This is a genomic window from Saccharopolyspora dendranthemae, from assembly GCF_007829955.1.
Taxonomy (GTDB): Bacteria; Actinomycetota; Actinomycetes; order Mycobacteriales; family Pseudonocardiaceae; genus Saccharopolyspora; species Saccharopolyspora dendranthemae.
Genome location: NZ_VIWX01000003.1, coordinates 112,704 through 132,537, shown reverse-complemented (window position 1 = coordinate 132,537; position 19,834 = coordinate 112,704). Strand labels below are relative to the sequence as shown.

At 65.8% G+C, this 19,834-nt stretch carries 26 protein-coding genes; 11 read left to right on the top strand and 15 right to left on the bottom strand.

Annotation, left to right across the window (positions count from 1 at the left end):
* Positions 1 to 112 precede the first annotated feature (112 nt).
* Positions 113 to 541: a hypothetical protein gene (locus tag FHU35_RS15865; RefSeq protein WP_145740386.1), complete on the bottom strand. Its 429-nt coding sequence runs from the start codon at positions 539 to 541 to the stop codon at positions 113 to 115.
* A 107-nt stretch (positions 542 to 648) separates the two neighbouring features.
* On the opposite strand from FHU35_RS15865, the gene FHU35_RS15860 reads away from it, so the two are divergent.
* Positions 649 to 1,329, top strand: a complete 681-nt coding sequence (locus FHU35_RS15860) for a TetR/AcrR family transcriptional regulator (RefSeq protein WP_186459452.1) — start codon at positions 649 to 651, stop codon at positions 1,327 to 1,329.
* A 1-nt stretch (position 1,330) separates the two neighbouring features.
* Here FHU35_RS15860 and FHU35_RS15855 read toward each other — a convergent pair whose 3' ends face one another.
* The 6 genes from FHU35_RS15855 to FHU35_RS15830 form a co-directional block, all read right to left on the bottom strand.
* Positions 1,331 to 1,978 carry a dihydrofolate reductase family protein gene (locus FHU35_RS15855; protein ID WP_145740381.1) on the bottom strand — a complete coding sequence of 216 codons (648 nt, stop codon included), beginning with the start codon at positions 1,976 to 1,978 and terminating at the stop codon, positions 1,331 to 1,333.
* Between the two features lie 147 nt (positions 1,979 to 2,125).
* On the bottom strand, positions 2,126 to 2,314 hold the full coding sequence (locus FHU35_RS15850) for a hypothetical protein (protein ID WP_145740379.1): 189 nt from the start codon (positions 2,312 to 2,314) through the stop codon (positions 2,126 to 2,128).
* Between the two features lie 80 nt (positions 2,315 to 2,394).
* Positions 2,395 to 2,613, bottom strand: a complete 219-nt coding sequence (locus tag FHU35_RS15845) for a helix-turn-helix domain-containing protein (RefSeq protein ID WP_145740377.1) — start codon at positions 2,611 to 2,613, stop codon at positions 2,395 to 2,397.
* Positions 2,614 to 2,663: 50 nt separating this feature from the next.
* Positions 2,664 to 3,551, bottom strand: a complete 888-nt coding sequence (locus FHU35_RS15840; RefSeq protein WP_145740375.1) for an LLM class F420-dependent oxidoreductase — start codon at positions 3,549 to 3,551, stop codon at positions 2,664 to 2,666.
* 78 nt (positions 3,552 to 3,629) lie between these two features.
* Entirely contained in the window at positions 3,630 to 4,079 is a 450-nt protein-coding gene (locus tag FHU35_RS15835; protein WP_145740372.1) for an SRPBCC family protein, read from the bottom strand.
* Between the two features lie 13 nt (positions 4,080 to 4,092).
* Complete coding sequence (locus FHU35_RS15830; protein WP_246110346.1) at positions 4,093 to 5,007, bottom strand: RNA polymerase sigma-70 factor; 915 nt, start codon at positions 5,005 to 5,007, stop codon at positions 4,093 to 4,095.
* A gap of 161 nt (positions 5,008 to 5,168) precedes the next feature.
* Here FHU35_RS15830 and FHU35_RS15825 point away from each other — a divergent pair, with 161 nt between their 5' ends.
* Both FHU35_RS15825 and FHU35_RS15820 read left to right on the top strand, forming a co-directional pair.
* On the top strand, positions 5,169 to 5,942 hold the full coding sequence (locus tag FHU35_RS15825) for a sporulation protein (protein ID WP_145740370.1): 774 nt from the start codon (positions 5,169 to 5,171) through the stop codon (positions 5,940 to 5,942).
* A gap of 227 nt (positions 5,943 to 6,169) precedes the next feature.
* Positions 6,170 to 6,928, top strand: a complete 759-nt coding sequence (locus FHU35_RS15820; RefSeq protein ID WP_145740367.1) for a S1 family peptidase — start codon at positions 6,170 to 6,172, stop codon at positions 6,926 to 6,928.
* Positions 6,929 to 7,044: 116 nt separating this feature from the next.
* On the opposite strand, the gene FHU35_RS15815 is transcribed toward FHU35_RS15820, so the two are convergent.
* The gene (locus FHU35_RS15815; protein ID WP_145740365.1) at positions 7,045 to 7,479 is read right to left on the bottom strand and encodes a hypothetical protein; all 435 of its coding nucleotides are present in this window, start codon (positions 7,477 to 7,479) and stop codon (positions 7,045 to 7,047) included.
* A gap of 48 nt (positions 7,480 to 7,527) precedes the next feature.
* Positions 7,528 to 7,971, bottom strand: coding sequence for an ASCH domain-containing protein (locus FHU35_RS15810; RefSeq protein WP_145740362.1), 444 nt, complete (start codon positions 7,969 to 7,971; stop codon positions 7,528 to 7,530).
* Positions 7,972 to 8,403: 432 nt separating this feature from the next.
* On the opposite strand from FHU35_RS15810, the gene FHU35_RS15805 reads away from it, so the two are divergent.
* Positions 8,404 to 8,712: a hypothetical protein gene (locus tag FHU35_RS15805; protein ID WP_145740360.1), complete on the top strand. Its 309-nt coding sequence runs from the start codon at positions 8,404 to 8,406 to the stop codon at positions 8,710 to 8,712.
* Between the two features lie 891 nt (positions 8,713 to 9,603).
* Here the strand turns inward: FHU35_RS15805 and FHU35_RS15800 are convergent.
* Both FHU35_RS15800 and FHU35_RS15795 read right to left on the bottom strand, forming a co-directional pair.
* Positions 9,604 to 10,356 carry a hypothetical protein gene (locus FHU35_RS15800; RefSeq protein ID WP_145740357.1) on the bottom strand — a complete coding sequence of 251 codons (753 nt, stop codon included), beginning with the start codon at positions 10,354 to 10,356 and terminating at the stop codon, positions 9,604 to 9,606.
* Positions 10,357 to 10,517: 161 nt separating this feature from the next.
* The gene (locus tag FHU35_RS15795; RefSeq protein WP_145740355.1) at positions 10,518 to 10,772 is read right to left on the bottom strand and encodes a winged helix-turn-helix domain-containing protein; all 255 of its coding nucleotides are present in this window, start codon (positions 10,770 to 10,772) and stop codon (positions 10,518 to 10,520) included.
* Between the two features lie 81 nt (positions 10,773 to 10,853).
* On the opposite strand from FHU35_RS15795, the gene FHU35_RS15790 reads away from it, so the two are divergent.
* Positions 10,854 to 11,042 carry a hypothetical protein gene (locus FHU35_RS15790; protein WP_145740351.1) on the top strand — a complete coding sequence of 63 codons (189 nt, stop codon included), beginning with the start codon at positions 10,854 to 10,856 and terminating at the stop codon, positions 11,040 to 11,042.
* A gap of 517 nt (positions 11,043 to 11,559) precedes the next feature.
* On the opposite strand, the gene FHU35_RS15785 is transcribed toward FHU35_RS15790, so the two are convergent.
* The 3 genes from FHU35_RS15785 to FHU35_RS15775 all read right to left on the bottom strand — a co-directional run bounded on the left by FHU35_RS15785 (position 11,560) and on the right by FHU35_RS15775 (position 14,558).
* Positions 11,560 to 12,405 carry a hypothetical protein gene (locus tag FHU35_RS15785; RefSeq protein ID WP_145740349.1) on the bottom strand — a complete coding sequence of 282 codons (846 nt, stop codon included), beginning with the start codon at positions 12,403 to 12,405 and terminating at the stop codon, positions 11,560 to 11,562.
* A 384-nt stretch (positions 12,406 to 12,789) separates the two neighbouring features.
* On the bottom strand, positions 12,790 to 13,536 hold the full coding sequence (locus FHU35_RS15780) for a formylglycine-generating enzyme family protein (RefSeq protein WP_246110345.1): 747 nt from the start codon (positions 13,534 to 13,536) through the stop codon (positions 12,790 to 12,792).
* A 242-nt stretch (positions 13,537 to 13,778) separates the two neighbouring features.
* Positions 13,779 to 14,558 carry an aminotransferase class IV family protein gene (locus tag FHU35_RS15775; RefSeq protein WP_145740345.1) on the bottom strand — a complete coding sequence of 260 codons (780 nt, stop codon included), beginning with the start codon at positions 14,556 to 14,558 and terminating at the stop codon, positions 13,779 to 13,781.
* A 196-nt stretch (positions 14,559 to 14,754) separates the two neighbouring features.
* Here FHU35_RS15775 and FHU35_RS15770 point away from each other — a divergent pair, with 196 nt between their 5' ends.
* Entirely contained in the window at positions 14,755 to 14,955 is a 201-nt protein-coding gene (locus tag FHU35_RS15770) for a hypothetical protein (RefSeq protein WP_145740343.1), read from the top strand.
* Between the two features lie 26 nt (positions 14,956 to 14,981).
* On the opposite strand, the gene FHU35_RS15765 is transcribed toward FHU35_RS15770, so the two are convergent.
* Positions 14,982 to 15,365 carry a GntR family transcriptional regulator gene (locus FHU35_RS15765; protein WP_186459451.1) on the bottom strand — a complete coding sequence of 128 codons (384 nt, stop codon included), beginning with the start codon at positions 15,363 to 15,365 and terminating at the stop codon, positions 14,982 to 14,984.
* Between the two features lie 104 nt (positions 15,366 to 15,469).
* On the opposite strand from FHU35_RS15765, the gene FHU35_RS15760 reads away from it, so the two are divergent.
* The 5 genes from FHU35_RS15760 to FHU35_RS15740 all read left to right on the top strand — a co-directional run bounded on the left by FHU35_RS15760 (position 15,470) and on the right by FHU35_RS15740 (position 19,833).
* Complete coding sequence (locus FHU35_RS15760) at positions 15,470 to 15,730, top strand: hypothetical protein (protein WP_145740339.1); 261 nt, start codon at positions 15,470 to 15,472, stop codon at positions 15,728 to 15,730.
* Complete coding sequence (locus FHU35_RS15755) at positions 15,727 to 16,260, top strand: hypothetical protein (RefSeq protein WP_145740338.1); 534 nt, start codon at positions 15,727 to 15,729, stop codon at positions 16,258 to 16,260. The genes FHU35_RS15760 and FHU35_RS15755 overlap by 4 nt, the downstream gene beginning before the upstream one ends.
* Positions 16,261 to 16,381: 121 nt before the next feature.
* Positions 16,382 to 17,233: an ABC transporter permease gene (locus FHU35_RS15750; RefSeq protein ID WP_145740330.1), complete on the top strand. Its 852-nt coding sequence runs from the start codon at positions 16,382 to 16,384 to the stop codon at positions 17,231 to 17,233.
* On the top strand, positions 17,230 to 19,434 hold the full coding sequence (locus FHU35_RS15745) for an FtsK/SpoIIIE domain-containing protein (RefSeq protein WP_145740328.1): 2,205 nt from the start codon (positions 17,230 to 17,232) through the stop codon (positions 19,432 to 19,434). The genes FHU35_RS15750 and FHU35_RS15745 overlap by 4 nt, the downstream gene beginning before the upstream one ends.
* Before the next feature lie 141 nt (positions 19,435 to 19,575).
* Positions 19,576 to 19,833, top strand: coding sequence for a hypothetical protein (locus FHU35_RS15740; RefSeq protein WP_145740326.1), 258 nt, complete (start codon positions 19,576 to 19,578; stop codon positions 19,831 to 19,833).
* The last annotated feature ends 1 nt before the right edge of the window (position 19,834 follow it).

Sequence of the window (19,834 nt, the reverse complement as noted above, 5' to 3'; positions counted from 1 at the left end):
CGTTCGCGCGTCGCGGAGTTGCTGGGAGTGGTGGTGAATTCGAGGCGATGCCTGAGGAAAAACTATAGAAACATGAGTGTTTCTAATGCGCAACGGTGAAGTGCGGGAAGCATTATCGCGATCCGTCGTCGTGCGAGAGGAGAAGCGGGGTGAAACGGGTGAGCCGGTGCGCCAAACGGGCGTGGTCCACGGTTTCCCTGCGTAATTCCTCGCGGACCAGTTCGTGGCACGCGCCGATCACGAATTCGATCTTCGTTCGATTCCGGAGGTCGTCGTGCGCCACGCTCATCTCCACGATCAACCTGGTGAGATGGCTCGTGGCATCCCTGACGTAGGTGGGCAGCCAGGGATCTTCGGTCTCGTCGAGGCCACCGAAGTACAGCCGGGCGGCGGCCGGGTTCTCGGCCAACCAGGTGATCAGCACGCCGACCACGGCGTCGTACCGATCGCGGCAGTTCTCGTTCTCCAGGCACGCCTGCCGACAGGCCAGGTGCCACGACGCCACCGCATCGGCGAACAAGTTGGGCGAATTGGCAGTCATGTCATCCCCCCGGATTGTCTACGCAGGCACGTTAGCGGGCCGGTAAGCTCGATTTGAAGATCTCATCGGTGAACGGATCCTCAGACCACTGGAGAGGTAGCGGACAGGTGGGCGCCAGGGACCCCCGCGACCAGCGGAAGCTGCCGCCCGGGCGGCACGGGATCCCGGCCGATCAGGTCGCCGATGATCAGCGCGCACGCATCCTCGCCGCGGTCGTGGCGGCCGTCGGCGAGCGCGGCTACGCCGAGGCCACGGTCGAGGACTTCACCGGCCGCGCCGGGGTGTCCCGCAAGACCTTCTACCAGCACTTCGCCAACAAGAACGCCGCCTTCCTGGCGGCCTACGACGAGATCGCCGAACGCGTCGTGGTGGTCGCGCGCACCGGCTACGCGGCCCACGACGACTACGCGGCCAGCGCCCGCGCAGCGCTGGAGCGCTCGTTGCGCGAGCTCGCCGCCGATCCGGACGCGGCCGTGCTCGGCGTCGTCGAGGTCTTCGCCGCCGGCCCCGAAGCGCTGCGCCGCCGCAGCGAGAACATCCGCGGGCTCACCGCGCTGATCACCGACCGGACGCGGGATCTGCCGCAGGCCGCGCCGGGCGCGAGCTTCACGGCCGAGACCATCGTCGGAGCTGTGCTGGAAGTCGTCTACAACCGCGTCCAGCGGGGGGAGGCCGCGCAGCTGCCGGACCTCGTTCCGGACCTGCTCTACTGCGTCGTCGCGCCGTTCTTCGGGCACGAGCGCGCCACCGAGGAGCGCGCGAACGCGCAGCGCCTCCTGACGAGCTAGCTCAGCGGCGCCAGAAGAAGTGGTGCTCGACGCCGCTCGACGCCCGGACGCGCTCCAGGTGGTACCGGTCGGTCAGCTCGTCCGGGCTCGCCCAGAGTCGGATGCCGTCGCCGAGCTCGACCGGGATGACCGCGATGTGCATCTCGTCGACGAGGTCGGCGTCGATGAACTCGCGCAGCGTGCTGATGCCGCCGCCGATGCGCACGTCCTGGCCGCCCGCGGCGGCCTTGGCCTGCTCGACGGCCTCCTGCGGCGTCGCGTTGATGAAGTGGAAGGTGGTGTCGGAGAGGCTGAACGAGGGTCGCTCGTGGTGGGTGAGCACGAAGACCGGCGTGTGGAAGGGCGGCTCGTCGCCCCACCAGCCCTGCCAGTCGTGGTCCGGCCAGGGGCCGCGAACGGGGCCGAACTTGTTGCGCCCCATGATCTCGGCGCCGATGCCGTGGGCGAAGTCGCGCGAGATGTAGTCCTCGAAACCCCGGGTGCCGCCCTCCTCGGTGCGGTTGACCCAGCTGGCGGTGGCGCCGATCCACTCGAACAGCGCCTGCGGGGTCACCGCCCGGCCGAACGGTCGCTCGAAGGTCTGGTCGTGCCCCGCTCCGATGCCGTCCCGGGAAACGCTCATGCAGTGAACGCGAACCCGCTGCGCCATGATGCGCCCTCCACGTCGGTGGTCACTCTTGGCACCAACGTAGGGCCGCTCACCGGCGGTGTCTTCTCCGATCTTGCGCAGTCGCCGCGCTCCTCGGGGCGCGCTTCGACCGGCGGGCGACGAACGCCCACCTCGTTCCGGCCCGGCTCAGGCGCCGACGACCTCGGCTTCGGCCTGCTCGCCTGCCAGCAGCGCCACCCGGTAGTGGGCCAGCGACTTGTTGAGCCGGTCGCGGGCGAGCTTCGCCTGTTCGTCGTCGACCCCGATTCCGAGGTGCGCGCACACGGCGGCGCCGGTGGGCTTGTGCCGGACGTTCACGTCTTGCTTCTCATCCACGGCCCCATGCTCGCAGCCCGGGGGATCGCTCGTACCCCGAGCCCTCCTTCCGGGGGCTGAACCCTCGGTGACGGGAGAGTTCACGACTGCACCACGACACCCATCGCCTCCAGGAAGCGCAGCGCCAGCGGCTTGGCCGGAACGATCCGCTGCGCCTCGAAGCTCGCCACGTCGGACTCGGGGATTCCGGCCGCCGCGGCGAGCTTCGCCTGGTCCCAGCCCAGTTCCTGCCGGGTGATGGAGACCAGGCGGACCAGGTCTTCGGTGTCGTGGGGGTGTTCTTGCTCGGTTCCACTCACGCGCTGACCCTATCCGCACAAGATCGGCTCACCGCTCACGGACGTCAAGCTCACAGATCCAGAGCGGGTGCGATCTCGCGCAGCGCGGGTAGCGGATCTTCGGAGCTGCTGTCGCCGAGGACCTGGATGACCACGTGATCGGCGCCCGCGTCGAGGTGGCGCTTGACCTGCGCGGCGATCGTCCCGGCGTCACCGATGGCGACCAGGTGTTCGGCGAGCCGGTCGGATCCGCCCACGACGACGTCGGATTCGTCGAAACCCTGCCGCAGCCAGGAGTTCCGGTAGTTCGGCAGTTGCGAGTACATGTGCAGGTGGTCGTGCGCCCGGCGCAGCCCGGTCTCCCGGTCGGTGGTCAGGGCGACCGCCTGCTCGCTGACGACCCACTTGTCGGGTCCGAGCAGCTCGCGCGTGGTCGCGGTCTGCTCCGGGGTGATCAGGTAGGGGTGCGCGCCGTCGCCCGCTTCGCCGGACAGCTGAATCATCTTCGGCCCGAGCGCGGCCAGCAGCCGAGCCGGACGCGGCGCCCCGGGCTCGACCTTGTCCGACAGCTCGTCCATGCGCTGCAGGTAGTCGCGCATGGTCGTGAGCGGCTTGGCGTAGGTGCCCGCGTTGCCCTCGACGAGGGGAGCGTGGCTGACGCCGAGACCGAGCACGAACCTGCCCGGGTGCAGCGCGCTGAGCGTCCGCGCACCGGCCGCGGCGGCCTTGGGGTCGCGGGCGTGGATGTTGGCGATGCCGGTGCCGACCACCAGCCGCTCGGTGGCTCCCAGCAGGGCACCGGCCTGCGTCAGCGATTCCTTGCCGAACGCTTCGCCGTAGAACAGGGAGCCGTAGCCGAGCTCCTCGATCGCCCGAGCGCGTTCCTGCACGTCGCGGATGCCCCACGCATCGCTGGTCCACCAGACGCCGACACGAGACTTGAATTCGATCTCACCCATGCCTCGACGCTATACCCGCGACCGGCGGGCCGCGCTCCGCTGAGGAGTCGTCCCGGGCTGGTTCGCGCGGCTAACCCGCTACGAGGTGCGGAGCAGGTCCCGCTCGCACTGCCGCAGGATCCGGCCGAACACCAGGCGCGTCAGGGGTTTCACGATCGTCCGGGTCGCGAGGTCGCGCGCCACGGGCGTTCTCATCTCGGCCTCGGTGACCCAGGTGACCCTGGTCCCGCCGGGAACCTCGGTGAAGGTCATGCTCCCGCCGCCGTGCCGGGACGGCGGGAAGCTCTGGGTGACCAGGTAGTTCATCGAGCGCGGGCGTTCGGCCGCGGTCACCTCCTCGAGGAACCAGCCGATCGACCAGAGGTGGGACCTCACCGCGCCCGCACCCCACCGGTCCGGTTCCCCGGCCTGCTTGAGGCGGTTGCGCAGGACCCAGGACGAGCTCTGCCAGTGGGTGGTTTCCGCGCACCAGTCGTACACCGACTCGACGGGGGCGGGGATGGTGCGCTCCACGGTGATCGTTTCCATCGCGACTCCTCGTTCAGAACTTGATGGAGGTGAGCTTGTGCGGGTTGCGGACGGTGTAGACCGCCCGGACCTGGTCGTCGCCCACCTCGATGGAGGTGACCTGTTCGAGCTCGCCGTCGACCAGGACGAGCATCGAGTGCATCCCGTTGTGGACGCCGATCCGGAAGTCCAGCTCGCCCTTCTTGCGCCCCCTGGTGAGCAGGCCGGCGATGAGGTGGGCGACGTCCTCGCGTCCCCGCACGGGGTTTCGGACGGCGGTGACCTCGCCGCCGCCGTCGGAGAGGTACACGACGTCGGGGGCGAGCACGTCCAGCAGCGCCTGGACGTCGCCGGTGGCCGCGGCCGCCGAGAACCGCCGCGCGACCTCGGAGGCCTCCGACGGCGTCGCGATGGCCGTGCCGCGCCGTGCGTGCACGTGCTGCCGCGCACGGCTGTTGAGCTGCCGCACGGCCTCTTCGGATCTGCCCAGCGCGGCGGCGATTTCGGGATAGCTGAAGTCGAAGACCTCGCGCAGCACGAAGGTCGCGCGCTGCGCGGGTGTCAGGGTTTCGAGGACGAGCAGCATCGCCGTGGTGACGGCCTCGCCGGTGAGCACGTGGTCGAGCCCGTCCGGCTGGTCGTCGGCGGTGATGAGCGGCTCGGGAAGCCACGTCCCGACGTAGGTCTCGCGACGCCGGGAGGACGATCGCAGCAGGCTCAGCGCCTGGCGCGTGACGATCTGCACCAGGTAGGCGCGCGGGTGGGTCACCGAGTCGCGGTCGACGTCGCGCCAGCGCAGGTAGCCGTCCTGCAGCACGTCCTCGGTGTCGGCCACCGACCCGGTGATCTCGTAGGCGATGGAGAACAGCAGCGGGCGGTGTTCGGTGAACGGATCGGGGTTCTCGGTCATGCCGGGCCTGTCGCCATCTCGCGCCTCCTGGTCGGTCACCGCCCGCACGAACCTCCACGGTCCGGGGTCTCGAACACGGGATGCCGCCCGCGCTCGTCCTGTGACCTCCCGCGACGGTGACGTGCATCACCACTAGGGGTTTCTCCCGGTTTCTCGCGAATCGTGATCCGCGCGGAACGCGCAGCCGGAAGACTGGGCCCATGTTCAAGAAGTTACTGGCCGCGGTCGGTGTCGGCGGCGCGGAAGTGGAGACGGAGCTGCACACGCCGGGCGTGCAGCCGGGCGGTCAGGTCCAGGGGGTCGTGCGGCTGCGCGGCGGCGAGGTCCCGCAGCAGCTGGACGGGGTGTCGGTCGAGTTCGTGACGCGCGTGGAGCACGAGGTCAACGACGACGAGGTCGAGTCCAAGCGCGCTTTCGGCCGGCAGCGGATCGGCGCGGGCGTCGCGCTGCAGCCCGGTCAGATCGTGGAGCTGCCGTTCCAGGTGACCGCGCCGCTGGAAACCCCGATCACGTTCTTCGCCGGTCGGCACCTGCCGGGAGGTGAGGTCGCGGTCCGCACGAGGCTGGAGATCAGCGGCGCCGTCGACGCCACCGACACCGACCCGATCGGCGTGGGTGCTCTGCAGGCCCAGCACGTCCTGCTGGAGGCGGTGGAACGCCTCGGCTTCCACCTGCACCGGGTGGACTGCGAGGCCGGCCACTTGCGCGGAACCCGGCAGACGCTGCCGTTCTACCAGGAGATCGAGTTCCACCGGTCGCCGAACTACCCGCGCCTGAAGCAACTGGAGGTCACCTTCATCGCGGGCCACGACGGGATGGACGTGGTCATCGAAGGCGACAAGAAGGCGGGCCTGCTCACCAGCGGCCGCGACCTCACCAACGTCGTGAACATCGACTACGCGGCGATCCCCCAGGTCGACTGGGCCGCCGAGCTGCACAAGCACGTCGAGCGCATGGGCAGCGGCTTGCTGTGACCATTCCCGGGACGGTGTGCGAGGGGTGGGGGAAGTTTTCATGAGAACTTCCCCCACCCCGAACCGGTCGTGGAGCCCATCCCGAGTGGGGACTGCGCCCCAGGCGCAGCCGACGTCCGCTCTGGCCGGAAGTGCTAGCGCATCCTGGCCATTCAGCTGATCCTCTTCTCGTCGTCGTTCCTTAGCGTCGTTGCTGACCGAGTTCGCGGGAGCAGCAGGAGGAACAGGTGGCCAAGCCAGGAAAAGCGGGACTGCTCGGGGTGATCGGGGCGTTCGCGCTCACGGCGGCCTTGGCCCCGCCGGCATCGGCGATCATCGGCGGGCACGACTCGACCGAGCGGTTCCCGTTCATGGTCAGCGTGCAGAAGGACGGCCACCACTACTGCGGGGCGTCGCTGATCAAGCCGGACTGGATCGTGACCGCCGGGCACTGCGCGGTCAACGTCGTGCCGGAGCAGCTGGCGGTGCGCATCGGCGACCAGGACCGCACGAAGGGGGAGGAGGCGAAGGTCGTCGAGTTCGCCACCCACCCGGACTTCTCCTACGAGCCCTTCCACGACGACGTGGCCGTGATGAAGCTCGACCACCCGGTGACGGCGCAACCCGTCGAGATCGCGTCGGAACCCGGGCCCATCGGCACCGCAACCCGCATCCTCGGCTGGGGGATGACCTGCGAGGACGGCAGCGAGTGCCCGGATCCGCCGATCCGGCTGCAGGAGCTGGGCACCGAACTCGTCCCGGACGAGCGCTGCAGCGAGAACTACGACCGCGACAACGAGCTGTGCACCGACAGCCCCACGGAGAACGCCCAGGCGTGCATCCTCGACTCCGGCGGTCCGCAGTTCAAGGGACGCCCGGGCCACTGGCAGCTGATCGGCGCCACCAGCCGCGACGGCGACGCGGACCCCACCTGCGCCACGGGCCCCGGCATCTACACGGACCTGACCGCCCACCGCGACTGGATCGAACGAGCCACGGCGGGCTGAGAAGCGGAGCCCCGGCTCGGGCGTGCGCGCCGATGGGGGTCGAGCCGGGGCTCGTCCACTGATGCGGACTGATCGTCCGCCTGTCGAGGCCGGTAGCGCTGCGCTGCTCGACGTCGCTACTGGCCCGTGGACACCGGTCGTCCCCGGCGTCGCACCGCAGCACGGGCGACGGCGGTGATCCCGCTGACCGCACCGGTTCCGACCACCATGCCGACGAAGACCAGCACCGCACCGATGACCCAAAGACCGGTGCCGTCCGCCCCGGCGGCCGTCCAGGACCACGCCGCGGTGAACGCGACGGGCATGACCGGGACGACGAGCCACGCGGGGATCCGAACGGTCGCAGCCACGCAGAGCACGACGAGGCAGACGACGCAGCCGGCCACCTGCCACGCCTCGTAGGGGCCGCTGGTCGAGCCCGTCGCCGGGTCGGTCTGGTAGCCGCGATCCCACGCCATCCAAGCCCACCAGCAGGCCGCGGTCAGCACCGCCAGCCCCGCGCCGAGGACCAGGCGCTCAGCAGGCCGTTGCCCACGCTGTTGGTTGATCATTGCGCGATGGTGCCACCCGCACCACGCGGAAGGGATCCGTGAAAGTACTCAACCCGGCGAAAGGCCGGGATCTCCGACGGTGCGCACCAACCGGAATCGCTCGGCGAGCACCAAGGTGTCATCGGTCGCGGTGAACCCGGGAGCACCCAGTTCGGCGCGCACTTCCGCGCTGTGCCAGAACTCCTCATGCCCAGCACGCCATTGCGCTACGGACTCATCACCTTCGCCCTCATCCAGGGCGTGCTGCAGGTCCACATCGGCGAGCCGGACGATCCGCACCTCGGTCACCTCGATCACCGCGACCCGCCGATCAAGGGAGTCCACCACCGCCGAGAGCTGTCCCACCTCGGGGAACGGCTCGTTCGCACGCTCGTAGGCGAGCACCAAACCGGAGGTCGACGTCTTAGCGCCGGAGAGGATCGCCGCCACCAACCGATCCCGCAGGGGCCCGGGGAAAGCGAACTCCGCCCGAGGAAGCTCATCAGGATTCACGCGGAGAAACCTACCGGCGGATCGGGAGAATCAATTGAGACCAAAAGCGAGACCAGAGGCAACATGGCCCGGCGGGAGAGAGCCCCGTCGGGCCATGTTCGTGCTGGTCAACACAGCGGAAGCGGCGGGATTCGAACCCGCGGTCGGTCTCCCGACGCTCGCTTTCAAGCTCTGAGAACGCCAGTTCGGCGGGGGTCACGATGGCCGCGACCAGGGACTATTCGAGATTTCTGAACTTCGATGAACTTGGCTGAACCGTTGCAACTGCTACCGGGACTGCTACCACGAACGTGAGTCACGGAGCTGGCCAACTGCCCAGGGAACAGGGCGCTGCCGGATTGTTGATGGGCCGGTCGCACCGGGTTGTTGCGACCGGCCCGTTGGGCCGCTGAGGACTTCCCCTCCGTCAGCAGCAAGCGCATCATAGAACCTGTGTTCGATGAAGTTAAGGCCTATCCGCCGTCAGAGCCTGGGGATGATCGGCAACGCAGGCCACCGGTGCCGGTCAAGCTCGATCTCCGGCGTGCCTTCAACCAGAGCCCGCCGGGCGGTGGGGTACTTCCGGATGGGTGGGTGCTCGATGCCGTTATCGACGGAGAACTGATCTGCTGGCGGCGGGATACCCGCCGTCGCTGGTGGGCCGAGGTCAAAGTCGTTCTCTATCGCGGGCAGAACCCCGGCTCCGGCGGGAGTCGAGTCGTCATGCTGGTACCGGCGCACGCAGTCTGGCGGCGGTCGTGACGTCGTGGTTATCGCCGCAGGAGAGTTGTTAGAAGCGGGCCGATCGTCGCTGCGATCAAGGTGGCGGCAATTGTGTAAGTCGTTTGTGCTCGGAGGACTGTCTGAATTCGCGACTTGAGACGTGGTGGGCGCGGAGCAGGTAGGTTTGGCATGCCATGTACCCGAGGCGTCGGATCGTATAGCTTGCCTGTGTAAAGCTGAGCAATATGTCGGGATATTGCTTTGTAAGCTAGGTTTCTGCGCCTTCTATTGAATGGCTCATCCGCGGCGTACAGAACAGCGCGGGATGTCCTGCTCCATCGTGGATCCGTACGCTCGCGTGTTGTATTTCCTGCCAGTCTCGCTACCTTTTTTGTGAACCTCCAAGAAATTGCTTCAAGTTTCTGCTTTGTCTCTCTTATCCTTGCGCTGATTAGAGCATAGCCAGGCCATTTGTGCCCGTCAGCAGGTACGGTGGCGTCCCCCTGTCCGCCTTCGAAAATGGTTAGATTGACTGTCATCGAAAGTAGGTCTTCCAAGAGGGATATTGGGTTTGATCGGAACAGAGGTCTGTGCCAAATCCATGACAAGTAGAAGAATGCAAGGCTGGGTAGTGGGGCGGTGCTTATAAACAAGCGTTCAAACTGCGGCACGTCTGAGACGGAGGCGGTAGCGTGTAAAGCGATCGTCGCGAAGTAGGGAACAGCGAAGGCCACAAATATGCGGTAGTAGCGGTGCGCTGCTGTTCTAATTGCCCAGGAACCGACCTCGGGGTCGAGTCCGTGCTCTATAAGGGTGTCGATTGCATACTCGTTGACCCATTTTGCAAAGGTCAAGAACGGTTTCACTCCAAACTCTGCCCTTCCGCTACGGCTATGGCGATTTTGGTGGTGTCAGGCTGGTCCCCCGACCCTACTTAAGCCAGTAACCAAAGATTGCGCCGAAAACACAGATGACTACGCCGGTGACGATTGGTCGCCATATGTCGCCGCGGAGTAGCTCTGATCGAAGCTTGTAAAGCGCCAGGGGGACGGATGTCTTTGTGATAGGCATTCGTTTGACGCGCAGACCCCCGCAGTATGCCCGCAGTGTCACAATTAGTGCGGCAGCAATAATGGTTGCTGGCCAAAACAGGATGGCAACCGACATAGCTTCGTGTACCCAAGGAGACAGGGGTGGGCGGACCCCTTCTGGGGTAGGCTCGAATAGCCACTTTCGGCGGGCGGGGTCGGTTAGTGAAGAGATGAAAGCCATTCCGATTCCGAGCGCGAAAGGCCACAGGAAAAGGAATGCAACGAAGTTTATTCCGGTAAAGCTAGTGGCGCCACTCTTGATGCGATTGCTGAACTCCTTAATATTTTTGGTAAGGCTGTCGGAGCCGGTGATCTCTCGATGGGAACGGTCGGCCAAGTTGACCAGCGCAGCGCCGCCGTCGCTCCACGTGATGTACAAGGATACGCGGCGTGATTTGGCCAGTCTCGGGTCCAATTCGTTCCCAAGTTTGACATCGTCACCTGGGCCGAGTGTGAGTCCTTCTTGTTGCGCTTTTCCTGTGTCCCAGTTCAACTTTGAACGAGTTACATGGAACGTCCACGATTCAGCCGACTCGATGAGGTTCTTGAGGGACTCCCCAAGCACCTCAGGCTCCACCAGTTTGCTGTGCAAGCCGCAGCCTCCCACTGTCCACTCAGAGTGTCATTCGATCGACTCTGAGTGATCATTTTGGCTGGCCAGCGGTCGCTCGTAAGCAAATCGGCCCGAATGTGGCCTCTGACACATTGAGGTAGCTGTGAGTCTGAGGGGCGAGCCGTGGTGGGCGCTAGGGGTCAGCCTGCGGTGACGTAGGTGCCCATGCCGTTGACCACGATCAGTAGGCCGGCTTCTTGCAGGTGGCGGATGGCCTTGGTGGCGGTGACCTTGGTGACGCCGTAGATCTCGGCGAGTTCGGGGCCGGAGGGGAGGCGTTGGCCTGGGGTGAGTTCGCCGGAGTCGATGTCGGCTCGGAGGTCGTCGGCGATCTGGGACCAGACGTAGACCGGCAGGTCTCGGTTGATCCTGTCTGCGCGGCTCTCCCAGCTCATGGACCGACGCTATGCAGGCAGAGGAACCTACGCCTGATGAGATGAACCCATAGGTACGTGTAGGTAGCTACACTAGCGCTTATGGACGTGACCCAGGCCGAGGAGCCGAAAGCGGTCTTCGTCGACGGCCGGCGGTGGCTCGTGTGCCCGGTCGATGGTCCCGACTGCTTCCGTGTCGTGGCCGACCTTGGACGCATCGCCGTCGACGCGGTGGAGTTCCACGTGGAGAACCACTACCTAGGCCGGTGCTGTCCCAGCTGCGGGCGATGACCCGTCAGGCCGTCGCAGGGTAGGGGGTTGGTCACCGAAGCGCGAGGGTGCCCGGAGAAGCGATCTCACGGACCGCTGAGATCGCCTTAGAGGCAATGGAAAGCATCGTCCGGTGTTATCCCTGGTTGGCGGAACTGCTCAGTCGGATTATGTGGCAGGGTTCAGACCTGTGAACTGGCTGAATCGCGATCAGTCGGCCGCGACAGGTCGAGCAGGCTCCCGAGTGGAGATTGCATGTCCGCCACATCAGGTGGCGGGAGTCTGGGAAGTGGTCCTTCGGCGGGGGTCGCAGGTTACCGACAGAGTCGTTTCAGAGTTGATCCCCTTGTTGGCTCTCTTGGAGCTCATGGGATGCACGGAGGCGCGTCCGCCGTGGTCGAGATTTATCGGTGAAGGCGACAAGCGGCTATCACGCAGGGTGCGCTCCGGGGTCCGAGAAGTGGTCCGCAGAAGCAGGACCGGATCTGCTGTAGTGCTTGTCATTTCTGAGGGGAACTTGAGTTGAGCGCAACGCAAGTTACTTCCCAGAACTTTCCTCGTCATCGCTCGTACGATCTGTCGGGATCATTGCGTCCAGCAGCTCCGCAGCGGTACTTTGTGCACGCTCGCTTGCGAAAACTCCTTCCTTCTCTCCGTCCTTTATCTGCCCCAGCATCTCGAAAAACATCATTCCTCGAATTATCGTGTAAAGCCTTGGGTGAAGAATCAACGACATCTCGTCACTAATTCTATTTATGTTCGATAGAAACTGCGGATCATCTGGCTCCAGCCACGGTATTGATTCCTCATTCGGGATGCTTCCTTGTGCTAGTTCAGAGTAGGCTGGCAGCAGCCCCCGTTCCTCTCGTGCTCGTTTGATACGGCGTTTCGCTGTTGCTTCGGAGAAGCCAAAATGCGTTTTCACTGCCTGGACAGGATCCTTGCCAAGCAGGTGTGCAAGGGAATACACGACAGCGACTTGGTAGTCGTCCTCTTCGTTTACAGCCTTCGTGCCCCTGCGAAGCTTTCGAAGGGCGCTTTCTGCTAGCGTTTTGCTGCGCCTGTCCCATCTTTGCGCGTATGCGTCTTTGAGCTGCTCGCGCACATATGAAACCACCTTTTTTGTTCGATCGATACTGATCGAATCTAGTGGGGTGCTGTCGGCTTCAATTTGCAGCTTTTTTAGGGTTGGTTTTCCGTTTTCAACTTTAGCGGATGCGGTAACCGAGTAGCCATGCAAGTTGGTGTATTTTAGCTCTGCTTCCTCCCTGTTGAAAACTGCAAGTGTGCCGTCTTTGAGTTCAATTTGTAGTGACTCTTCTTCGGCGTCCAGAACTTCCTTGTAAACCTGCTCATCGGGTCCCTCGTCCTCTGCGCTGGGCATGTGAGCCCCCTCCAGTTTTCGTGAGCCCCCTCAGGGGCTGGCGTGGGCGGGTCGTCGCGGCCAGGCTTGTACTTGCGGGCCGGCCGCAGTGGAAATAGATCCTGACAAGAAAGTGCGAGGAATAGGATGAGTGAAGGAAACAGCGAGGCGGGGAACCAGATCTCGGTTCGTTGGGTGCTGATTATCTCGGTGAGTGCGGCAGTCGGAGTTGGCGTCGGCCTCGCCGAAGGCGTCGGAGCTGGAGTCATGGCCGGATTCGCCGCAGCAGGATTCTTGCTTCTTGCGGTGGGCTCGTGATCTGGGGTTAGGCGTATAGCGTTATCGGAACAGCCCTGTATCCGCAGGGCTGTTCCGACGCTTGCAGTAAGTGCTTCCAACTGGGAGTTAATCGACGTCGTGAAGTAGTCGTTCGAGGTCTTCGGCCGGTGCTGCGCAGCGGAAGCCGGTGTCGTCGTCGCACATGGTCTCGTTGGCGTCGTTGAACTGCGACGGGACCGCGCGGTCGAATTGGCTGGTCCAGGCTCCGCCCTTGAGCTCACGCCGGCCGGGCGTGGATTGAGTGTCGAGCCATTCCCAGACATTGCCGCACATGTCGTAGATGCCGTAGGGGCTGGTCCCGGACTGGTAGCAGTCGACGGCCGTGGTGATGCCGACGCCGTTTTCGCGGACGTTGCACTTGGCCGGCGTTGGCTGGTCGCCCCACGGGTAGGTCGCACCGCGGGTTCCCCGGGCCGCCTTCTCCCACTGCTGCGTGGTTGGGAGCGTCTTGCCTGCCCACTTCGCGTAGGCGGCGGCGTCCTTCCAGGTCACCCACACCACGGGGTGGTTCGCGAGTCCCGGCGGGAAGATGCCGTTCTCCCAGTGCTGCGGCATGTCGTGGCCGGTTGCGGCGACGAACTGGGCATAGTCGGCGTTGCTGACCAGGTAGATGTCGATGTAGTACGACGCCACCCACAGCGGCGTGTTGCTCGGGCCGGACTGGTAGATGCTGCCGTCGACCTTGACCATCGAGCTACCGGTGAGCGGGTGGCGAACTTGGCCGCTCCCAATCGGTTCGATGGTCTCCGCGCCGGAGATCTCCGCGCCGCCGGTCAGGCCCTTGAACCGGGCCTTGGTGTCGGGGTCGGACATCCGCAATGCCGTGTCCAGAATCGCCTGGTTGACCGGAAGCGGGGTGACGTCTGAGCCTCTAGCCTCCCACTTTGAGATGTTCCGCTCGCTCACGCCCAGGTGAGCGGCGAACTCCCGGAGACTCAACCGCATTGCGGTGCGAAGAGCCTTGATCTCGGTCCCGGTCCAAACCTGCACATTCGCCACTTCAAGCTCCCCTGCCACGTCTTCCGCAGGGGAGCCTAAAGGTCATGCCCGCTCGACTACACCCTTTCGCCAGGGATGTCCGCGTAGTGCTCGCGCAGCTTGTCCAGCACGTCATGCTTCTCTGGCGATTCGTGCTGCTCAACGGCAGTAACGGCACGGATGCCGGTGGCGGCGTTGGTGGCGAAGATGGCATCCATCTCGCCGAGGTCGGACAGCGTCACCGGTTCCACGGTTACCGATTCGTCGAGCTCCTGCTGAAGCAGGGTCATGGTGACTCCGGACAGGTATTCGGCCTTGGGCCAGATGATCTGTCCATCTCGGACGAAACCGATGTTCGAAGTCGCGATCTCGCTGATGGTGCCGTTGGGGTTGAGGAACAGCACGTCGTCGAAGCCGTCTCGCTGGGCGATGCGGCGTCGGCGGAGCGCGGCGTACAGGCCGATGTGCTTCACCGGCGGATCGTCGCGGACGTAGGACATCGCTCGGAGCCGCAGTGGTGAGGCGATGCCCGGAGACGCCTCGCGCGTGGTTACGAGCACGTGCGGTTCGGCGTCTTGGCCGATCGTCCCGAGTCTGAGCGCCGGGTCATAGATCGTCACGCGCGCCGTGGTCAGTGCGGGCGCGTCTTCGAGCGCCAGACGGACGAAGTGTCGGACGCGATCAATGTCCAGCTCGACATCGAAGAGCTGCCGGGAGTCGCGCAGCAGCCGCTGCATGTGGTGGGACAGGCCGCGTACACACCCGTCCTCGACCCGCATCGAGGTGAAGTGGCCGTAGTTCGTCAGAGCCAGGGTCTTGACCTGCTCCATCTCGGGCGGGGTGCCGTTCAGCTGCATGACACCCAGCTTGGCATCTGACCGGCCGATTCTGAACTTCAACGGAACCGGAGTGCAGCACGGGTTCAGGGGCGCCGGTTCTGCACGGGTTCAGTGCAGGGCGTTCAAGGGCAGTTCTTTGCAGCTCGCTTAGGCCGCAATCTTGAGTTGTCAGCGGAACGGGCAACGAAAAGCCCTAAGCGAGAAGGAGAAAGTCATGGCGAAGCAGGCGTTCCCCGGAGTCCAGACCGGCGGCGGCTTCATGTCCAAGCTCATCGGCGCGGCCGTCACGTTCGCGGTCCTGGTCCTCATCGTGAAGCACCCGGCCGAGTCGGCAGTGTGGGTCAAGGGCGCGTTCGAGCTCTTCATCGCCCTCGTCAACGGCATGGCCCAGTTCTTCCAGGGACTCATGGCATGAGGGCGCCGGCCACAAAGCGGTACGCGCTACTCGTCGCGGACTCGGCCGATGAGGTCGTCAAGGCGCCCTTCCATCGCGCTGATGGCGGCGTCGGCCTGCTGAACTGTCTTGCGAAGTTCGGTCAGCTCGGACCGCGTGCGGGTGAGTTCAGCAGCCACGTCGATCTGCTCCGAAGGCTCCCGGACGTAAGCGCCGGCGTTGGCCCGGATCGTGACCATGCCGGCGTCCCGGAGCAGGCGCACCGCAGCCAACGCGGTGTTGACCGCCACCTCGTACTCCTCCGCGAGCAGGCGATATGTCGGCAGCTGGGCACCCGGGGCGAATTCGCCGGCGTCGATCCGCCCCTGTAGGGCGTCCGCCACACGCCGACTAGCCGGGCGCTTGTCCTCGTGAGCGTCGTCAGTAGCCACGTGATCAGCGTACTCGGCATGTCTTGAGACATGGGTTGACAGCTCATCCCGCGCACCCTAATGTCTCGCGACATAGAAATATCTTAAGACATCAGGAGGTAGCAATGTCCTACCAGGGCTACAAGACCCTCGGTGCCGAACTGGCGAACTGTGAGGTCGAGCTCGGTGAGTTCGAGCAGGAGGCGGTGCAGGACTACTGGGATCAGGTCATTGCCGAGGAGTTGGGCGAGCTGCCTGTGGCGCCGTTCGTGTGGTCGGAGCTCGGCGCGGGGGAGCGGACGCGGTTGCGGCGTTACGAGCGTCGCGAGGCCGGCGCCGCGCTGCGGCTGATCACGACGGATGTGGATTCGGAGGAGGCGGCGTGAACGGGTTGTTGAGTTGGCTGTGGTCCAGGCGGCGGGTGTCGCAGTTTTCGACCGAGGACGGTTCTCGGGGTGCTCGGCGGCGGCGTGAGCTGATTTGCCTGGAGCACAAGCCGAGTAGTGGTGAGCAGGTTTCGGCGATTTCGGTGCGGTGGACCTGCGAGTGCGGTGCGTTCCGCTTCGAGATCGACGCACCTGCGCCGCTGGTTCGCGAGGTTCCTACGGCGGCCTATCTGGAGATGGAGCGCAGGGGTCTTCGGGGGCAGAAGGGTCCGTGGCGTTCGCAGATCACCGGCAAGCCCCTGCCGGTCAACTGGACCGCATCGGCTGGCGAGACGGCCGAGTCGGGGGCTACGGCGCCGTGCGAGCGGATGTATGCGCGGAGGGCTGAGGAGTACGTCGAGCGGTTCGGGCCGTATGCGGCGCGGGATGAGGGCGACCGGGCGGATCACCGTCACGACCTCTGGTTGGCCGAGGCCCTGTTCAGGGCTGCCGAGCGCGCCGACGGCGGCCACACCAGTTGGCCTTTTTGAGGCACCCGACCCAGCAGGCGAGTCGCCAAACCAGCTGCTGGGCCGGGTCTCCCACCGATCACGAAACCGTTAGGAGATCTCTGATGCTACGGATCGCCACTAGCCCCGGTGGGGGTGTGCGATGACCACCGCGAAGAGCGGCTACCCCGTGCCGGTCGCCGAGCTGCTGCCGCAGGCCCGCCACCTGGTCACGCAGCTTGGGCGGATGCCGAGTCGGAACCAGTTGATGACCGAGCTGCGGATCGGGGCACCGAAGGCCCGCGAGATCCTGGAACACCTGGCCGACGGGCAGCGGGTCAAGGCTGCCAACCCGGGGGGTCTGCACGTGGTCACCGACCCCGCCCCGGCTGAGACCGAACCCGCCGAGACCCACGACGACGAACCCGCCGAACCTGAGCGTGAGTCCGCCGAGGCGGAGCAGGTGACCGAGTCTGAGGCGGTTCCGGCCGAGGAGTCGGAGCCGGTCGGTGGGGCGGTGTCGGAGCCGATCACGGTGGACGCAGACCTGGCCAAACTCGCCGACGAGCAGCCGGTGAAGCCGGTGGCGGTGTGGCCGGTCATGTTGCTGGCGCTGCCGGCGTTCGTGGCGATCTGGTCCGGCTGGGTCGGGCTCGGGCAGCTCACCGGGTTCGGCATCGTCCACCCCCTGCCCGGCATCGCCGATGGGTTCGCGATCAACACGGCGATCACATTGCCGATCGGGGTGGAGACCTACGCCGCCTACGCCCTGCGCGTGTGGCTGTCCGGCCAGGTCCCGGCCAAGGCCCGCAGGTTCGCGAAGTACTCCGCGCTCGGCTCGCTCGCCCTGGGGGCGTTGGGGCAGATCGCTTTCCACCTGATGAAGGCCGCCGGCATGACCGAGGCCCCTTGGCTGATCACCGCCGGCGTGGCCTGCCTGCCCGTCGCCGTACTCGGCATGGGTGCCGGCCTGGCCCACCTGATCCGTGACACCCACCGGGAGGTGCAGCGATGACCGAAGAGCCGCAGAACCACAGGTCCGACGACGAGCACCAGGCCCACGGGGACGGTGAGCAGGCGCGGGTGCTGCGCTTCCCCTCCGAACGCCTCAACGCTGACCAGACCCACGATGAGGGTGAGACAGGGCCCCGGGTCATCGATGGCGAGCTGGTGGAGGAGGACCAGGCCCCGCAGGTCGACCAGTCCCACACGGCCGAGGCGGGTTCGAGCCTTCTTCACCGAGGGAAGCGCGAGCCGGTCTTGCCCAAGTGGGCGAGCAACGTGGAGGAGTTCCGGGAGACCGCAAAGTGGGCGGTCGGCTACGCCGGCCACACCTCCGCCTTCCACGCGGTGCGGTGCCCGGTCTACATCGCCCGCATCCTGATGCGGGTTCCACAAGGGACGCTGCGTCTGCTGGGCGGTTTCCTGCGGTGGGTGACCGACGCCGAAGGCCGAACCGTTCGCCACGCTGCCGCTGACCGCGCCGACGCCGCCGAATACCTCCGGCTGTCTGGTCAGCGTGATAGTCGGGTGCGTGGCCGGGTCTACGCCACCGTGGGCCTGGGCGCGGCCGCGCTGGCGGCGTTCTTCCTCGGACGGGCCTTCCTCCCGGAGCTGGTCCAGTACGCCATCGTGGCCGGCGCCCTCGGTGCCGTGGGCTGGTTGGGAGCTCCGGCCGACCAGCCGATCGCCACCCGGGCGGTAGAGGCCACGAAGGTGCCGAAGCTGACCAGCAACGCAGTGGAGATCGCCCTCAACGCCCTCGGGATCTCGGGGATCAACCAGGCAATGGGCAAGGGCGGGGAGGGCATCGGGTTCCCGAAGCCCATCTCGCGGGATGGCAAGGGGTGGCGTGCGGATGTGGACCTGCCGCACGGGGTGACAGTCGGGGACATCATGGACCGCCGCGAAAAGCTCGCCTCCGGCTTGCGTCGGCCCCTCGGCTGCGTGTGGCCGGAAGCCGACAACTCCGAGCACGCCGCTCGGCTGATCTTGTGGGTGGGGGATCAGGACATGCGCAAGGCCAAACAGCCCGCGTGGGCACTGCGCAAGGGCATCACGGTCGACCTGTTCCAACCGCAGCCGTTCGGCACCGACCAACGTGGACGGTGGGTCGATCTGCGGCTGATGTTCACCTCGGTGGCGATCGGTGCGATCCCGCGTATGGGTAAGACCTTCGCCCTACGCGAGCTGCTGCTCATCGCTGCATTGGACCCGAGGGCGGAGTTGCATACCTACGACCTCAAGGGCACCGGTGACCTTGACCCCTTGGAGAAGGTCACCCACGCCCACGGCGTCGGAGATGACGACGAGGAGATCGAGAAGGCTATTAGTGACCTGCGGAAACTTCGCGACGAGCTGCGTCGCCGCGCCAAGTTGATCCGGGATTTGGCCAAGCAGGGTCTTGCTCCGGAGAACAAGGTCACGCCAGAGCTCGCGGGCAAGAAGTCCCTTGGTCTGCACCCGATCGTCATCGGGGTGGACGAGTGCCAGGTGTGGTTCGAGCACCCCGACTACGGCGAGGAGTTCGAGGCCATCTGCACTGACCTGGTCAAACGCGGCCCAGCGCTCGGGATCATCATCATGCTGGCCACCCAGCGCCCAGACGCCAAGAGCCTTCCCACGGGCATCTCGGCAAACGTCTCGACGCGGTTCTGCTTGAAGGTGCAGGGGCAGACCGAAAACGACATGGTCCTGGGCACTTCGAAGTACAAGCAGGGCGTCCGTGCCACCACGTTCGCCTGGGCCGACAAGGGCATCGGCTACCTGGTCGGTGAAGGCTCCGACGCCCAAATCGTGCGCACCGTCGCAGGTTTGGATGGCCCGGCGTCGGAGAAGGTCGCCGCCTACGCCCGCACCCTCCGCGAGGCCGCCGGCACCCTGACCGGTCACGCCATCGGCGAGGTGCAGGACGTCGACGAGACGGCAGCCCGGAAGGACACGCTGCTGGAAGACATCCTGGCGGTGTTCGGTGAGGCCGAGGCGAAGGTGTGGAACGAAACCGCGGTTGCCCGCCTCGCCGAACTACGCCCCGAGGTCTACGGCCAGTGGGAGCCCGACGAGTTGACCGCCGCGTTCAAGCGCCACGGGGTGCGGGCCAATCGCCAGATCTGGGGCACCGATGCCACCGGCACTGGCCGCAACCGGCGTGGCTTCCACCGCGCCGACGTCGCCGAAACCTATACGCAGCGTGACCACGGGCGGGGTGCTGGCTAAGCCCAGCAACGCCGCTAGGTCTAGCCGACCAGCCCGCTAGACCTAGCGGCCCCGCTAGCGCCCCATCTCCACCACGACCAGCGCCCTAGCTCCTAGCGCGCTGCGGGCCAGTGCGCCCAAAAACAGCCCTGGAGGCCATCTGTGACCCCCTCCGACTCCGCTAGCACCGCCCTGTTCCTCGCGCTCCTCCTGTTCACGTTCGGTTACGGCGTGACGTGCTGGTTCTGGCCCTTCAAGGCCTGCCGCACCTGCCGAGGCACCGGCAAATTGCGCTCCCCATTCCTGCGAGCCATCCGCCTCTGCAAGCCCTGCGGCGGCACCGGCCTCCGACTCCGCGCCGGCCGCCGAGCCATCAACGCCGCCCGCCGCGTCCACCGCGCCAACCACCACCGCAACTGAA

What these genes read in the sequence shown, in the direction of transcription:
- FHU35_RS15865 (WP_145740386.1), bottom strand. Translation starts at nt 541, where the DNA reads ATGACTGCCAATTCGCCCAACTTGTTCGCCGATGCGGTGGCGTCGTGG.
- FHU35_RS15790 (WP_145740351.1), top strand. Translation starts at nt 10,854, where the DNA reads ATGGACGTGACCCAGGCCGAGGAGCCGAAAGCGGTCTTCGTCGACGGC.
- FHU35_RS15785 (WP_145740349.1), bottom strand. Translation starts at nt 12,405, where the DNA reads ATGCCCAGCGCAGAGGACGAGGGACCCGATGAGCAGGTTTACAAGGAA.
- FHU35_RS15770 (WP_145740343.1), top strand. Translation starts at nt 14,755, where the DNA reads ATGGCGAAGCAGGCGTTCCCCGGAGTCCAGACCGGCGGCGGCTTCATG.
- FHU35_RS15840 (WP_145740375.1), bottom strand. Translation starts at nt 3,551, where the DNA reads ATGGGTGAGATCGAATTCAAGTCTCGTGTCGGCGTCTGGTGGACCAGC.
- FHU35_RS15750 (WP_145740330.1), top strand. Translation starts at nt 16,382, where the DNA reads ATGACCACCGCGAAGAGCGGCTACCCCGTGCCGGTCGCCGAGCTGCTG.
- FHU35_RS15855 (WP_145740381.1), bottom strand. Translation starts at nt 1,978, where the DNA reads ATGGCGCAGCGGGTTCGCGTTCACTGCATGAGCGTTTCCCGGGACGGC.
- FHU35_RS15775 (WP_145740345.1), bottom strand. Translation starts at nt 14,558, where the DNA reads ATGCAGCTGAACGGCACCCCGCCCGAGATGGAGCAGGTCAAGACCCTG.
- FHU35_RS15795 (WP_145740355.1), bottom strand. Translation starts at nt 10,772, where the DNA reads ATGAGCTGGGAGAGCCGCGCAGACAGGATCAACCGAGACCTGCCGGTC.
- FHU35_RS15835 (WP_145740372.1), bottom strand. Translation starts at nt 4,079, where the DNA reads ATGGAAACGATCACCGTGGAGCGCACCATCCCCGCCCCCGTCGAGTCG.
- FHU35_RS15815 (WP_145740365.1), bottom strand. Translation starts at nt 7,479, where the DNA reads ATGATCAACCAACAGCGTGGGCAACGGCCTGCTGAGCGCCTGGTCCTC.
- FHU35_RS15760 (WP_145740339.1), top strand. Translation starts at nt 15,470, where the DNA reads ATGTCCTACCAGGGCTACAAGACCCTCGGTGCCGAACTGGCGAACTGT.
- FHU35_RS15780 (WP_246110345.1), bottom strand. Translation starts at nt 13,536, where the DNA reads ATGTCCGACCCCGACACCAAGGCCCGGTTCAAGGGCCTGACCGGCGGC.
- FHU35_RS15745 (WP_145740328.1), top strand. Translation starts at nt 17,230, where the DNA reads ATGACCGAAGAGCCGCAGAACCACAGGTCCGACGACGAGCACCAGGCC.
- FHU35_RS15825 (WP_145740370.1), top strand. Translation starts at nt 5,169, where the DNA reads ATGTTCAAGAAGTTACTGGCCGCGGTCGGTGTCGGCGGCGCGGAAGTG.